Here is a 13,287-nt window from a genome sequence, read left to right on the forward strand (position 1 = left end):
GCAGTGGCATCCGACCCGGAGATGCTCAGGGCTGACGCGGGTTGCGTCTGGAGAACGCCGGCCGAGCGCGCTCAGAACCTACAGACTTGTACCTTCGACTCGACTGCGCTCGGGCGAGAGGCCACGGTCCAGATCCGAGCCGCAGACACACGAGAGCGCCAGGCAGGGCGCGGAATCTACTTCCTGGACGGATTGGGGTCGAATCCGGAGTTCAGTACGTGGACAGCGGAGCCTGAAACCGTCGCTGCCTACGATTCCGTCAACACTCTCGTCTTTCCGGCCGGTGGTGCAGGTGAGTGGATGACAGACTGGGAGAAAGCGCCCACCGGTCAGTCGATTCCGCCGCAATGGAGCTCGTTCATCGGGGTCGAACTGCCGAAGTATCTGCAGCGGAACTTCGATGTGCCGAGATCGGGCAACGGCATCGTCGGGGTATCGATGTCCGCGGGTCCGGCGATCGTCCTTGCGCTGGACCATCCAACGGTGTTCAAAGTGGCCCGTTCCTACTCCGGCTACTATCCGACTGACAACCCGCTCGGGTGGTTGGGAATACCTGCCATCCAGCGTGAGCGTGCCGACATCGAGAACGGACGCACCGCGATGTGGGGAGACCCTGAGGCGCCGGGTAACCGCTGGGCACAGAACGACGTCCTGTCCCGTATCGGCGAAGTCGCGCGAACTCGCCAGACCGTGATTGTTTCCTCCGGGAACGGAATTCCGACCAGCAATGAACTCCGCGAAGCCAACCAGGTCCTTCAGGAACGATTGGCTGCTGATCCCGGATCGGGTCCGAAGCTCGTGCAGCAGGCGGCAACCGCGCTAGCTCTGGGAGTTGCGCTGGAGTCTGGCGCTATGTTCTCGACGGTGGCCCTCCAGGCCGTATCGACACGTCTCGGACTGCCGATCTCGTTCAACTATCGGAACGGCGGACACAACTGGTATGCGTGGTCGGCGGACGCGAACGATGACGCGCAGATGATCGAACGAGCACTGCTGTCCAACTAGCGGCCTCGCGGCCGTTGCCGTGATCGAGGTACCAGTCGCCCGAATACGCGCGATCAGTCGTAGCGCTCGATGCTGGTCTCGGCCAGGCGGGACAGTCCCTCACGGATGTGGCGGGCCCAGATGCTGCCGATACCCTCGACCGCCTGCAGATCGGCCGACGAGCTCGCGAGCAGCGCCTGTAGGGTCCCGAAGCTGCGCACGAGCCGGTCCACGTGGGCGAACTGCAGCCGCGAGATCCGGGCGAGCAGACGGTAACCGCGGGGACTCATCGCCGTGTCCTGGGCCTCGATCGTCGTCGGGTACCCGAAGGCCCCGGCGAGCAGGGTGAGGTCGAGAAGGTCTGCGTCGCTGAGGTTCTCGACGACCTCGAGCGCCTGGCGGACATCCTCGGCGGTCGCCGGCTCGGGGCTGGCGTAGTAGTCGCGGACGAGCAGTTCGCGCATGGTGTCGTTGTCGCTGATCAGCTCCTCGAGCTGCAGGCTGACCTGCCGGCCGTTCACACCGAGTTCGAGGACGTACTCCTCGATCTCGGCCGACACACGACGGACCATCTCCATGCGCTGGGCGGTCGACATCGCGTCGCGCAGCAGCACGTAGTCCTCGATCTCCGCGCGCGACAGCGCCGAGATCACCTCGTCGAGCCGGGCCTTGTACCGCTCGAGGGTGGCCAGCGCGACGTTGGCGCGGGACAGGATCGGGTCCGGGCTCTCGACGACCCGGCGGGCGCCGTCGACGTAGACGCTCACGATCGACATCGACGCGCTCACCGAGATCACCGGATGCCCGGTCTGGATGGCGGTCCGCTCCGCCGCGCGGTGACGGGTGCCCGACTCCTCGGTCGGGATGGAGGGATCGGGGACCAGCTGGACGTTGGCCCGCACGATGCGCTTGCCGTCGGTGGAGAGCACGACTGCGCCGTCCATCTTGGCGAGCTCGCGCAGTCGCGTCGGCGCGAACTCCACGTCGAGGTGGAAACCGCCGTCGCAGATCTTCTCGACGTCGGAGTCGTGCCCCAGCACGATGAGGGCGCCGGTGCCGCCTCGCAGGATGCGTTCGAGGCCGTCACGAAGCGGCGTGCCGGGCGCGACGCGCGCCACCGTGTCGCGCGTCAGCTCGGATCTGACCACCTCGGCAACCATGACTTCCCTCCAGTGACCCGTCCGTCCCCGCGGGGACGGCGCCCACCCGCGCCGGGCCGGATGCCAGCGACATCGGCCGTTCTGATGGTGACTAGGGTACCGGGGTGTGAAGAGCAGCAGTTTCGTGGTGCCCGACGACCTGGACGAGGTGGAACGCCACCCGAAGGCGGCCAAGCCGGGCGAACCCGTCCGCATGCACAACCCGACCTGCTACGGCTGCGGACCGGACTCCCCGCAGGGCCTGCATCTGGTGGTGCATGCGGGTGAGGGGTTCACCGTCGACGCGTCGATGGAGGTCGAGACCCGGATGGAGGGCGGCCCCGGCGTCATCCACGGCGGCATCCTGAGCACCGCGTTCGACGAGGTGATGGGCACGATCCCGCTCCTGATCGGGCCCTCCGGGGTGACGGTGCATCTCGAGGTGGATTACATCCGGCCCATCCCGGTGGGCTCGACGCTGCAGTTCACCGGCACCTTGCTGGGCCGACAGCGCCGCAAAATCTTCACCGAGGCGGTCGCCCACATCGGTAATCCGGACGAGCCGGTGGCCAGCGCACACGCGATCTTCGTGACGATCGATGTGCGGAAGCACTTCGCCGCCCATGTCGAGAAGAGCGCCCGGGCGGAGGAGTACAAACGCCGGATGTACCCCTAGGCGTAGCGGCCAGGGGGACGGGTCAGAAGGGCGCGTCCACCGGATCGGCGTCGCGGAGACCGACGGCGTCGCCGAGGTTCGCCACACGCAGGATCCGGATGCCCGTCGGCAGTTCCTCGTCGGTGGCCGCGGGGATGATCGCCTCCCGGAAGCCGAGTCGCTTCGCCTCGGCGAGTCGGCGCGCGACGGCCGAGACACGACGGACCTCACCGCCGAGCCCGACCTCGCCGACGACCACCGTCGACTGCGGGATCGGCTGGTTCTTCACCGTGGAGTACACAGCGAGCGCGATCGCGAGATCGGCGGCCGGCTCGGTCACGCGCATGCCGCCCACCGTGGATAGATACACCTCGCTCTTCGCGATCTGTTTCAGACCCCCGCGTGCCTGCAGGACCGCGAGCACCATCGAGACGCGGTTCATGTCCAGGCCGGAGACCGCCCGGCGCGGAATGTTCATCTCGGTGCCGTTCGCCAGCGCCTGGACCTCGCCCACCAGTGCGCGTTTGCCGTCCATGGTCACCAGGGTCGCGCTGCCGCTCACATCCGAATCACGTTGATGCAGAAAGATTCCGGAGGGATCCGGGACCTGATGGATGCCGTCGTCGCGCTGTTCGAAACACCCCACCTCGTCGGCCGCCCCGAACCGGTTCTTGACACCGCGGACCATGCGTAGCGTCGAGTGCCGGTCACCCTCGAACGCGAGTACGACGTCGACGAGGTGCTCCAGCGACCGCGGCCCGGCGACCGCGCCCTCCTTGGTGACGTGGCCGACGAGGATGACCGCGACCCCGCGGTTCTTGGCGAGCGAGACCAGTGCGGTCGTCACCGCCCGGATCTGGGTCACGCCCCCGGTGACGCCGTCGGCCCCGGAGGCGACGAGGGTCTGGACCGAGTCGACGATCATGAGTGACGGCGCGACGGAGTCGACGTGGCCGAGGATCGTCGCGAGGTCGGTCTCGGCGGCCAGGTAGACGTTCGGGTGCACCGCGCCGGTGCGCTCGGCCCGCATGCGGACCTGCCCGGCAGATTCCTCACCGGTGATGTAGAGCGCGGTGCGGTCCTGTGCCGCCCAGTGTTTGACGGCTTCGAGCAGCAGCGTCGACTTGCCGACGCCGGGCTCACCGGCCAGCAGGATGACCGAGCCCGGGACGACGCCGCGGCCCAGCACCCGGTCGAGCTCGCCGATGCCCGTGGGGATCGCGGCGGACGATTCGGCGTCGACCTCGGTGATGCGCAGAGCGGGGCTCGACGGTGCGACCGCCGCGGTCGAGCGCGCCGACGGTGCCGGCCCGGCCACCTCGCCGATCGTGCCCCATTCGCCGCACTCGGGGCAGCGGCCCACCCACTTGGGCACCTGATGGCCACACGCGGTGCAGCGGAAGGACGTCTTGGTTCTGGCCACCCGGTCAGCCTAGGTGGCGGGGCCGACAGAACGAGCGAGGCCCGGCGTGTGCCGGGCCTCGCTCGTGGAAGTGGTTCGACCGGTGGTCAGTGGCCGCCTTCGCCGTGACCCTCGCCGTCGGCGCCGTGTTCGCCGGTGCCGGCCCCGGAGCCCTCTTCGCCGTGGCCCTCGTCGCCGTGATGCTATTTGTAGAAGGTCGGCTCGGCGTTACGTGCCACGTCCTGGCGCTCGAGCTCGGCGCCGCCGTCGACCGGGGCGTCGACGGTGGTCTGGCCGGCATCGACCCAGCGGCCGTCGGCCTCGCGCTTCTCGAACACGAACGTCAGCTCGGTCGTCAGACCCGCCGCGACCGTGTCACCGGTGTTGTCGAGCTCGACGCTGAGGCGCTTCTCGAACTCGGGGTTGGCGCCGACCGGGGTGCCGCCGCGCAGCGCCCCGTTGGGCGGGATGACGCGGTCATCGGCCTCAGCGCCCTCGATGAAGGTGACCTGCCCCTCCTCGGGGTTGATCCCCTTGAGGCGGTAGTAGACCAGCGGATCGGAGTTGGCGATGACGAACGCCAGCTCGAACGGTCCGCCGTCGCCGAAGACCGTCGATGCGTCGTTCTCGGGGTAGAGGATCTGCACGTCGCGGAGCTCGAGTTCGTCGTAGTTGACGTTCGCGCCGTTGATCGCGGGCAGCTGATTGGCGGTCTGCGAGATCTGACCCGCACCGCAGCCGGTGGTGCCGAGGGCGACGGCGATGCCGATCGCGGCAACCGCGGTCACCATGCGAGATGGCCGAACCGCCGACCGCCGCGCGGAAAGTGATAGCACTGACACCCGATCCTCCCAGGTCAAACGAAGCCGACATGCAGCGCGCGAAACCCTGCACTACGCAGCGTAGTGGGCGCGGTGCGGAAAAGTCCGGCCGGGTACCCGATTGGTCTGTCGCCGTCGCCGGCGCCACGGCCCCGCAGCGGTCGCCGGGTGGTCGAGCCCACGTCGTCCCAGGGGTCGGCGGGCGGTGCCGGGGAGCCCGGTCGACACCGTGGTGGGGCGTACCCCGCGCCAGGCCGACGGGGAGCTCCGGTGGGGTAGCCCACCCTCACCGGGCACCCCTCGCGACCTCGCAAGAGCCTGTCATGAAACCTGTTCACCGCGTTGACCTGCACCGTTGGGTGGGTGCCTCGGAACGCCCGTGCTAGACTGGCTTCACTCGAAAGGGGCAAGGAACATTGAATTTCAAAGTTGGCGACACCGTCGTTTACCCCCATCACGGTGCTGCCCGGGTCGAAGACATCGTGACCCGGACCATCAAGGGTGAGCAGATCGAATACCTTGTTCTCAAGGTTGCCGACGGTGACATGACCGTTCAGATTCCCTCGACGAAGCTCGAGTACGTGGGCGTTCGCGACGTCGTCGGGCAGGAAGGTCTCGATCAGGTCTTCCAGGTTCTGCGGGCCCCGCACACCGAGGAGCCGACCAACTGGGCGCGCCGGTTCAAGGCGAACCAGGAGAAGCTGATCTCGGGCGACATCATCAAGGTCGCCGAGATCGTCCGCGACCTCTGGCGTCGCGAACAGGATCGTGGGTTGTCGGCCGGTGAGAAGCGGATGCTGACCCGAGCCCGTCGCGTTCTGGTCGACGAGTTGTCACTCGCCCAGAACACCGACGACGAGAAGGCCACCAGCATGCTGGACGAGGTCCTCGCCGCCGCTTCCTGACCGCCGGTCGCACCTGGTTCAGGACTCTTCGTGACACCTACGCCGGAGCTTTTCGGCGCAGAAGTCTGTGTCATCATCCCGGCCGCCGGGTCGGGAACCCGACTCGGTGAGCCGGTGCCCAAGGCCTTCGTGGATGTGGGTGGACGGACGATCATCGAGCGATGCGTTGACAACATCCCCGCCTCGCTGGGGGCGACCGTGGTCGTCGTGGTGCCCGCCGACCTCGTCGAGCGGGCATCGGCGTTGCTGACCGGCGTGCGCGTCGTCGCCGGTGGCGCTCACCGGTCGGATTCGGTGCGCGCCGGCATCGCCGCCGCCGGTGGCGCCGGCATCCTGCTCGTGCACGACGCCGCGCGACCACTCACCCCCGCGCGGGTGTTCACCGACGTCGTCGCCGCGATCCGCGCCGGGCATCAGGCGGTCGTCCCCGCCGTTCCCGTCGTCGACACCCTCAAACAGGTCGAGCCCGGCCCGGCCGGTCTCGAGCGCGTGACGCGGACCGTCGACCGCGAGGAGTTGCGCGCCGTGCAGACCCCTCAGGGTTTCGCCCGTGACGCCCTCCTCCGTGCGCACGCCGATGACGCCGGTATCGCGACCGACGACGCCGGCCTCGTCGAGAGATGCGGAATCGATGTCCACCTCGTCCCCGGAGACCCGCTTGCCATGAAGATCACCACGCCCTGGGACCTGCGTATCGTGCGCGACATGGTCGGTGGGCGATGAGGGTCGGCATCGGTACCGACGCCCATCGCGTCGACGCGTCCGCCGAGTGCTGGATGGTCGGTCTGTATTTTCCCGACGAACCGGGGTGTGAAGGCCACTCCGACGGCGACGTCGGCGCCCACGCGCTGTGCGATGCGGTGCTGTCGGCGGCGGGTCTGGGTGACGTGGGTTCCGTGTTCGGCACCGGTCGCCCGGAGTGGGAGGGTGTCTCGGGAGTCCAGATGCTCTCGCACGTACGGACTCTCATCGAGGCCGACGGGCTCCGCGTGGTGAACGCGGCCGTACAGGTGGTGGGCAATCGGCCCAAGATCGGACCGCGCCGTGCGGAGGCGCAGCAGGTGCTGTCCGACGTGCTGGGCGGCCCGGTGTCGGTGTCGGCGACAACGACCGACGGCCTGGGCATGACCGGCCGCGGCGAGGGGATCGCCGCGATGGCCACCGCGCTGCTGGACGCCGCGCTGTCGCAGGCCATGCCGCCGTACGATTCCGCTTAGTCCGCGACGTTCAGCACGAGCCCGTAGGGGCTGCGCTGCTCCAGGTGGCCCCGCCCGTGGGCCCTCGAGCACGCGCGGACGCACACCGTAGCGCCGAACGCCATGCGCCCGTGTCCGGTGGCCTTGCGTGAGGTGCGCGCACCTGCGGCTCGGGCCGTCGGTGGCCAGGTCAGGGTCCGGTAGGATTGCCGGTCGTGACCCTGCGCCTGTATGACACCAACTCCCGAGAGGTGCGCGACTTCGTGCCGCTGCACCCAGGCCAGGCGTCGGTGTACCTGTGCGGGGCGACGGTCCAGGGAGTTCCGCACATCGGGCACGTCCGCAGCGGCATCGCCTTCGACATCCTGCGGCGCTGGCTGACCCACCAGGGCCTCGACGTGCTGTTCGTGCGCAACGTGACCGACATCGACGACAAGATCCTGCGGAAGGCCGCGGACGCGGGACGGCCGTGGTGGGAATGGGCGGCCACCCACGAGCGTGCGTTCGACGACGCCTACCGCGCGCTGGGGGTCCTGCCGCCGTCGGCCGAGCCGCGGGCCACGGGGTTCGTCACCCAGATGATCGAATACATGGAGCGACTGATCGACCGCGGGCACGCCTACGTCGCCGACGGCAACGTGTACTTCGACGTCCTGAGCCTGCCGGAGTACGGGTCGCTGTCCGGACACCGGCTCGACGACGTGCATCAGGGCGAGAGCGCGGGGACCGGCAAACGCGATCCCCGCGACTTCACCCTGTGGAAGGCGGCCAAGCCCGACGAGCCGTCCTGGCCGACGCCCTGGGGCCCCGGCCGTCCCGGCTGGCACCTCGAGTGCTCGGCGATGGCCACCTCGCTGCTCGGCGCTGAGTTCGACATCCACTGCGGCGGAATGGATCTCATCTTCCCGCACCACGAGAACGAGATCGCGCAGGCACACGGTGCGGGAGATGCGTTCGCGCGCTACTGGTTACACAACGGCTGGGTCACCATGGGTGGCGAGAAGATGAGCAAGTCGCTGGGCAACGTGGTGTCGATCCCCGCGATGCTGCAACGGGTCCGGGCGGTGGAGCTCCGCTACTACCTCGGCAGCGCGCACTACCGGTCGATGCTGGAGTACTCGTCGGGGGCGCTCACCGAGGCCGCCGCCGGCTATCGGCGCGTCGAGTCGTTCGTGGCCCGGGTCGGCGCGCGCGTGGGCGAGGTGGTCGTCGGGGACGTCGACCCCGAGTTCGCCGCCGCGCTCGACGACGACCTCGGCGTCCCGGCCGCACTCGCGGTCGTGCACAACGTGGTTCGGCAGGGCAACACCGCCCTGGAGTCCGGTGACGGAGCCGCCGCGCTGGCGGCGGCGTCCACGGTCCGCGCGATGATGGGAATTCTGGGCGTCGACCCGCTGGACGACCGGTGGGCGGGTGCCGCCGACGAGTCGGCCGCCACCTCCGCACTCGACGTGCTGGTGCAGGCGGAATTGCAGCGACGCGCCGATGCGCGCGTCGCCAAGGACTGGGCGACCGCGGACGCGGTGCGGGATCGGCTGGCGCAGGCCGGTATCGAGGTCACCGACACCCCCGACGGTGCGCAATGGGCATTGAAGGGTGAGGCGTGATGGCAGGGAATTCCAAGCGCAGAGGCGCAATTCGCAAGGACGGCACCAAGAAGGGGCAGACCGTCGGCTCGGGTGGTCAGCGTCGCCGCGGCCTCGAGGCCCGTGGCGCGACACCGAAAGCGGTTGACCGGCCGTATCATCCGGCTCACAAGCGAGCCAAGGCGGCGTCGAAGTCGGCGGCGGGTCGCGGCGGGGCGCGGGCCAGGGACGAAGGTCCCGAGTACGTCCTCGGCCGCAATCCGGTCGTGGAATGTCTGCGCGCGGGCGTGCCGGCCACCGCGCTGTACATCGCCACCAACTCCGAGCCCGACGAGCGGGTCGCCGAGGCGGTGAAGATCGCCGGCGACTCGGCGATCTCGATCCTCGAGGTCGGCAAACCCGAACTCGATCGCCTGTCCACCAACGGAATGCACCAGGGCATCGCGCTGCAGGTGCCGGAGTTCGAGTACACCCACCCGGACGACCTGATGGCGGAGGCCAAGGCCAGCGGCACCCCGCCGCTGCTCGTAGCCCTCGACAACATCACCGATCCGCGCAACCTGGGCGCGGTGATCCGCTCGGTCGCGGCCTTCGGCGGGCACGGCGTGGTCATCCCCGCACGACGCAGCGCGAGCGTGACGGCCGTCGCCTGGCGGACCAGTGCCGGCGCCGCGGCGCGTCTACCGGTCGCCCGCGCCACCAATCTGACTCGCACACTGAAGGATTGGGCCGACGCCGGGGCGCAACTGGTCGGTCTCGACGCGGACGGTGACGTCACCCTCGACGACTACGACGGCAGCGGCCCCACCGTGATCGTGGTCGGTTCGGAGGGCAAGGGGCTCTCCCGCCTCGTTCGCGAGAGCTGCGACTCGATCCTGTCCATCCCGATGGCCGGCGACGTCGAGAGCCTCAACGCCTCGGTCGCCGCCGGTGTGGTCCTCGCCGAGTTCGCCCGCCAGCGACGCCGCTAGCAGCACCCCTCCTGGGCCGGTCAGGCCGGTGGCGCGCCGATGACGATCCCGGCGGCGGTGAGTGCATCGCGCACGGCCTGCGCGTGTCCGACCGCGCCCGGGGTGTCGCCGTGGAGGCAGACCGATCCGGCGTCGACGTCGATCTGGGTTCCGTCGATCGCGCCGATCCGGCCCGTCGTGACGAGTTCGACCACCCGTCGCGCGATCTCGGCGCTGTCCGACAACACCGCGCCGTCGGTTCCGCGCGGCACAAGGGTGCCCGCCGGGGTGTAGGCGCGGTCGGCGAACGCCTCGGAGATGATGTCGAGTCCCGCCCGTCGGGCGCGTGACAGCACCTCCGATCCCGGTAGCCCCATGACCGCCAATCCGGCGTCGACATCGCGGACCGCGGTGACCACGGCCTCGGCCTGCTGCTCGTGATGGACGATGGTGTTGTACAGCGCGCCATGCGGTTTGACGTAGGTGACGGCCCCGCCGACCGATCGGGCGAGGGCGTCGAGCGCGCCGATCTGGTACACCAGGTCGGCGACGAGGTCCGGAGTCGTCATCTCCATGAACCGGCGCCCGAAGCCGCTGCGATCGGGGTAGGACACCTGGGCGCCGATCCGGACCCCGGCGTCGACCGCGGCCCGGCAGGTGGCGAGCAACTGCGCGGGGGTGCCGGCGTGAAAGCCGCACGCCACGTTGGCGCTGGTGACGATCCCCAGCATCGCCGCGTCGTCGCCGATGCCTTCACCGAGGTCGGCGTTGAGGTCGATGCGTGCCGCGCCGGAACCCATGAGCGCATCGTAGTGGTGGCCGACCAGCGGGGACCGCCCGATCGGTGTGTGTGCGGCGGCGGGTAGACGAAGTCGTCGTTTCGTCTACGGTGGTGGGTATGGCATTACTCGACAGTAAGGTGACCATCCGTAACGGCGTGGTCGAGGGCGCCCGGGGGAAGCGGCTGCGCAAGGGGACCATCAGCTGGCGAGGCATCCCGTTCGCGGCACCGCCGGTGGCCCATCGCCGGTTCCGTGCACCGGAGCCCGCCCACGACTGGCCCGGCGTCCGCGACTGCACCAAGGTGGCCAAGGCGGCCATCCAGGAGAAGCGGTTCACGGCCATCGCACCGGGCAAGTTCGCGCCGATGGCCGAGGACTGCCTCACGCTGAACGTCTACTCGCCCGACGTCGCGTCGTCGGCACCGCGACCGGTGATGGTGTTCATCCACGGCGGTGCGTTCATCCTCGGTACGGCCGCCACCCCGCTCTACGACGGCGCCTTCCTCGCGCGTGCCCAGGACGTCGTCGTCGTCACCATCCAGTACCGGTTCGGTCCGTTCGGCTTCCTCGACCTCGGTCAGTTCGCCACCGAGGATCGTCCGTTCGACTCCAACGTCGGACTGCGTGACCAGATCGCGGCCCTGCAGTGGGTCCAGGACAACATCGAGGCGTTCGGCGGCGACGCGGAGAACGTCACGATCTTCGGCGAGAGCGCCGGCGGGTCGTCGGTGCTCTCGCTGCTGTCCGCCCCGTCGACGACCGGTCTCTATCACCAGGCCATCGCGCAGAGCCCAGCCCCGGAACTGATCGTCGAGCAGGACGCGGCGAAGATCTACGCGGACGAGTTCGTCCGGCTGTTGCGCGACCCGCAGCGTCGGACGACCTCCCTCGAACGGGACGAGCCGCCCGTCGACACGGTCCACGCCCAGCGTCTGCTCACCTCGCCCAACCCGGCGTTGCTGCTGGCGGCGGGGAACCGGCTGATGCGATTCGCCACCAAGACCGCCGGTGGTGCGATCCCGTTCGCGCCCGTCGTCGACGGCGATCTGCTGCCGCGGTCGCCGCTCGCCGCCGCCGCGGGTGGGCTCACGCAGCCGGTGCCGCTCGTGATCGGCAGCAACCGCGACGAGGGCAAGCTGTTCGCCAAACTCTGGAACGTCCTGCCCGACGCCGAACGCACCCTGATGCGCGTCGAGGACGAGGAGGTCCGGCGCGAGATCGCCTCGCACTACGAGGACGGGGACCGCGACCGCATCCGGCTGGCCGGCGACTCGATCTTCTGGGCACCGATGAGCGCCTTCGCCGACGGGCACAGCGCCGTCGCCCCGACCTACGTGTACCGCTACGACTACCAGACGAAGGTGCTCGAGGCCACGGGCTTCGGGGCCACGCACGCCACCGAGCTGTTCAGCGTGTTCGGTGCCTACCGGGCCCCGATGGGTGCCGGTCTCGCCCTCGCCGACTGGCCCGCCACCGGCCGGGTCACCAAGAACGTCCAGACCCGCTGGGGCGGGTTCGCCCGCACCGGCGACCCGGGTTTCGGCTGGCCCGCCTACACCACCGCCGACCGCAAGGTCCTCGTCCTCGACGACCCCGACCACGTCGAGGCCGACCCGGACACCCTGCGGCGCCAGGCGTGGTACCGGGTGCATTCGCCGGCCTAGGCGGCCGTCGTGCACAACGAGAGAACACCCCTCAGCATCCACATCTCTGCTCCCTGAGGTGCGAGCGAAGCGAGCCACGAAGGGCTTCGCAACGTGTCTCACCAGGCCCTTCGTGGCTCGTCGCTAACGCTCCTCACACCTCAGGGATCAAAGGGGCAATCGCTGACGCTCCTCACACCTCAGGGATCAAAGGGGCAATCGCTGACGCTCCTCACACCTCAGGGAGCAAAGGGGCAGTCGCTAACGCTCCTCGCACCTCAGGGAGCAGAGGGAGCACCCCACAGACCCGCCGCGGTTTGTTGTTCTTTCGGAGCGGGTCAGCCGAACTCCCAGACCGACGGGGGGTCGGCGGCCAGGAACGACAGGACGAGCGGGTTGAACAGCTCGGGCGATTCGACCGGCAGGATGTGGGTGCCCGGGATCACGGCCAGCCGGGCCGCCGGCAGCGTCCGCGACAGCTCGAGCGCGTGCTCGAGGCGGACGAGCCCGCGATCGCCGACCACCACCAGCGTCGGTACCTCGACGTGGGTGAATTCGCTGACCTCGCATTCCAGTTCGGCGGCGAGCATCCGGACCGCCTTGTCGAAGACCGTCTCGAAATGCTCGGGCCCGTCCGGCGACGTGGTGTCGTAGTAGATGCGCAGGTAGTCCATCGTCACCGGGTCGCGGCGAGACACCCGGGAGATGAACTCGTCGGCCATCCGGCCGGCACGGTTCAGGTATCCGCCGACGAACACCAGCCGATGGACGAGGTCCGGGCGGTCCCGGGCGACGAGCAGGGCGACGGTGCCGCCGTCGGCCCATCCCACCAGATTGGCAGGCCGGCGCACGACGGTCTCGAGATAGACGATCGTGCGTGCCACGATCCGGTCGAGGTGGAACTCGCCGGGGAGGTCGGGACTGTGACCGTGACCGGGCCGTTCGGGTACGAACACCTGCTGACCGGCGTCGAGGAAGGCGGGGATCTGCGTTCCCCACGTCGACGCCGACGCGAACAGCCCGTGGAGCAGGACCATCGGCGGGCCGTATGACTCGCCGGCGGTGAAGTGCCAGATCGTCGCGTCGGCGATGTCCACGTAGACGCCGCCGTCGACGCGTTCGCCGGCGTGAACCTGTCGCATCGCGCTCCCTCGAATCTCGCCGGACGTGTCGACCTGCAGGACATGGTCGCAGAGTCGGGTGCCGGTTCGGGGCATCGTTGGC

12 protein-coding genes and 1 pseudogene are annotated in these 13,287 nt (G+C 69.3%); 8 read left to right on the top strand and 5 right to left on the bottom strand.

Annotation, left to right across the window (positions count from 1 at the left end; genetic code table 11):
* Window positions 1-21 precede the first annotated feature (21 nt).
* Window positions 22-1,005: an alpha/beta hydrolase gene (locus MVF96_RS04490; protein WP_083229482.1), complete on the top strand. Its 984-nt coding sequence runs from the start codon at window positions 22-24 to the stop codon at window positions 1,003-1,005.
* Between the two features lie 53 nt (window positions 1,006-1,058).
* Here MVF96_RS04490 and disA read toward each other — a convergent pair whose 3' ends face one another.
* The gene (gene disA, locus MVF96_RS04495; protein WP_055475230.1) at window positions 1,059-2,144 is read right to left on the bottom strand and encodes a DNA integrity scanning diadenylate cyclase DisA; all 1,086 of its coding nucleotides are present in this window, start codon (window positions 2,142-2,144) and stop codon (window positions 1,059-1,061) included.
* 106 nt (window positions 2,145-2,250) lie between these two features.
* Between disA and MVF96_RS04500 the strand changes: the two genes are divergently transcribed.
* Entirely contained in the window at window positions 2,251-2,799 is a 549-nt protein-coding gene (locus tag MVF96_RS04500) for a PaaI family thioesterase (protein ID WP_055475229.1), read from the top strand.
* A gap of 22 nt (window positions 2,800-2,821) precedes the next feature.
* On the opposite strand, the gene radA is transcribed toward MVF96_RS04500, so the two are convergent.
* On the bottom strand, window positions 2,822-4,201 hold the full coding sequence (gene radA / locus MVF96_RS04505) for a DNA repair protein RadA (RefSeq protein ID WP_055475228.1): 1,380 nt from the start codon (window positions 4,199-4,201) through the stop codon (window positions 2,822-2,824).
* Window positions 4,202-4,287: 86 nt separating this feature from the next.
* Window positions 4,288-4,971: pseudogene (locus MVF96_RS04510) on the bottom strand (hypothetical protein).
* A 446-nt stretch (window positions 4,972-5,417) separates the two neighbouring features.
* Here MVF96_RS04510 and MVF96_RS04515 point away from each other — a divergent pair.
* From MVF96_RS04515 to rlmB, 5 genes are all read left to right on the top strand, one after another.
* On the top strand, window positions 5,418-5,906 hold the full coding sequence (locus tag MVF96_RS04515) for a CarD family transcriptional regulator (RefSeq protein ID WP_004020903.1): 489 nt from the start codon (window positions 5,418-5,420) through the stop codon (window positions 5,904-5,906).
* 30 nt (window positions 5,907-5,936) lie between these two features.
* Window positions 5,937-6,629, top strand: coding sequence for a 2-C-methyl-D-erythritol 4-phosphate cytidylyltransferase (ispD, locus tag MVF96_RS04520; protein WP_226512552.1), 693 nt, complete (start codon window positions 5,937-5,939; stop codon window positions 6,627-6,629).
* Window positions 6,626-7,123: a 2-C-methyl-D-erythritol 2,4-cyclodiphosphate synthase gene (gene ispF / locus MVF96_RS04525; protein ID WP_226512553.1), complete on the top strand. Its 498-nt coding sequence runs from the start codon at window positions 6,626-6,628 to the stop codon at window positions 7,121-7,123. Before ispD ends, ispF begins: the two co-directional genes overlap by 4 nt.
* A 194-nt stretch (window positions 7,124-7,317) precedes the next feature.
* The gene (gene cysS, locus MVF96_RS04530) at window positions 7,318-8,709 is read left to right on the top strand and encodes a cysteine--tRNA ligase (protein WP_247451395.1); all 1,392 of its coding nucleotides are present in this window, start codon (window positions 7,318-7,320) and stop codon (window positions 8,707-8,709) included.
* Window positions 8,709-9,659 carry a 23S rRNA (guanosine(2251)-2'-O)-methyltransferase RlmB gene (gene rlmB, locus MVF96_RS04535; protein ID WP_068972201.1) on the top strand — a complete coding sequence of 317 codons (951 nt, stop codon included), beginning with the start codon at window positions 8,709-8,711 and terminating at the stop codon, window positions 9,657-9,659. Before cysS ends, rlmB begins: the two co-directional genes overlap by 1 nt.
* 20 nt (window positions 9,660-9,679) lie before the next feature.
* Here the strand turns inward: rlmB and MVF96_RS04540 are convergent, their stop codons facing one another.
* On the bottom strand, window positions 9,680-10,438 hold the full coding sequence (locus MVF96_RS04540; protein ID WP_247451397.1) for a LamB/YcsF family protein: 759 nt from the start codon (window positions 10,436-10,438) through the stop codon (window positions 9,680-9,682).
* Window positions 10,439-10,536: 98 nt separating this feature from the next.
* Here MVF96_RS04540 and MVF96_RS04545 point away from each other — a divergent pair, with 98 nt between their 5' ends.
* Window positions 10,537-12,084, top strand: a complete 1,548-nt coding sequence (locus MVF96_RS04545) for a carboxylesterase/lipase family protein (protein WP_247451399.1) — start codon at window positions 10,537-10,539, stop codon at window positions 12,082-12,084.
* 317 nt (window positions 12,085-12,401) lie between these two features.
* Here the strand turns inward: MVF96_RS04545 and MVF96_RS04550 are convergent, their stop codons facing one another.
* Complete coding sequence (locus MVF96_RS04550) at window positions 12,402-13,205, bottom strand: alpha/beta fold hydrolase (protein ID WP_211538462.1); 804 nt, start codon at window positions 13,203-13,205, stop codon at window positions 12,402-12,404.
* Window positions 13,206-13,287 lie beyond the last annotated feature (82 nt).

It is taken from the genome of Gordonia hongkongensis (assembly GCF_023078355.1).
GTDB classification, from domain to species: domain Bacteria; phylum Actinomycetota; class Actinomycetes; order Mycobacteriales; family Mycobacteriaceae; genus Gordonia; species Gordonia hongkongensis.

Bases quoted from the DNA above. Each gene is read 5' to 3' on its own strand.
- MVF96_RS04490 (WP_083229482.1), top strand. From the start codon at position 22: ATGCTCAGGGCTGACGCGGGTTGCGTCTGGAGAACGCCGGCCGAGCGC.
- disA (WP_055475230.1), bottom strand. From the start codon at position 2,144: ATGGTTGCCGAGGTGGTCAGATCCGAGCTGACGCGCGACACGGTGGCG.
- ispF (WP_226512553.1), top strand. From the start codon at position 6,626: ATGAGGGTCGGCATCGGTACCGACGCCCATCGCGTCGACGCGTCCGCC.
- rlmB (WP_068972201.1), top strand. From the start codon at position 8,709: ATGGCAGGGAATTCCAAGCGCAGAGGCGCAATTCGCAAGGACGGCACC.
- MVF96_RS04540 (WP_247451397.1), bottom strand. From the start codon at position 10,438: ATGGGTTCCGGCGCGGCACGCATCGACCTCAACGCCGACCTCGGTGAA.
- MVF96_RS04545 (WP_247451399.1), top strand. From the start codon at position 10,537: ATGGCATTACTCGACAGTAAGGTGACCATCCGTAACGGCGTGGTCGAG.
- MVF96_RS04550 (WP_211538462.1), bottom strand. From the start codon at position 13,205: ATGCGACAGGTTCACGCCGGCGAACGCGTCGACGGCGGCGTCTACGTG.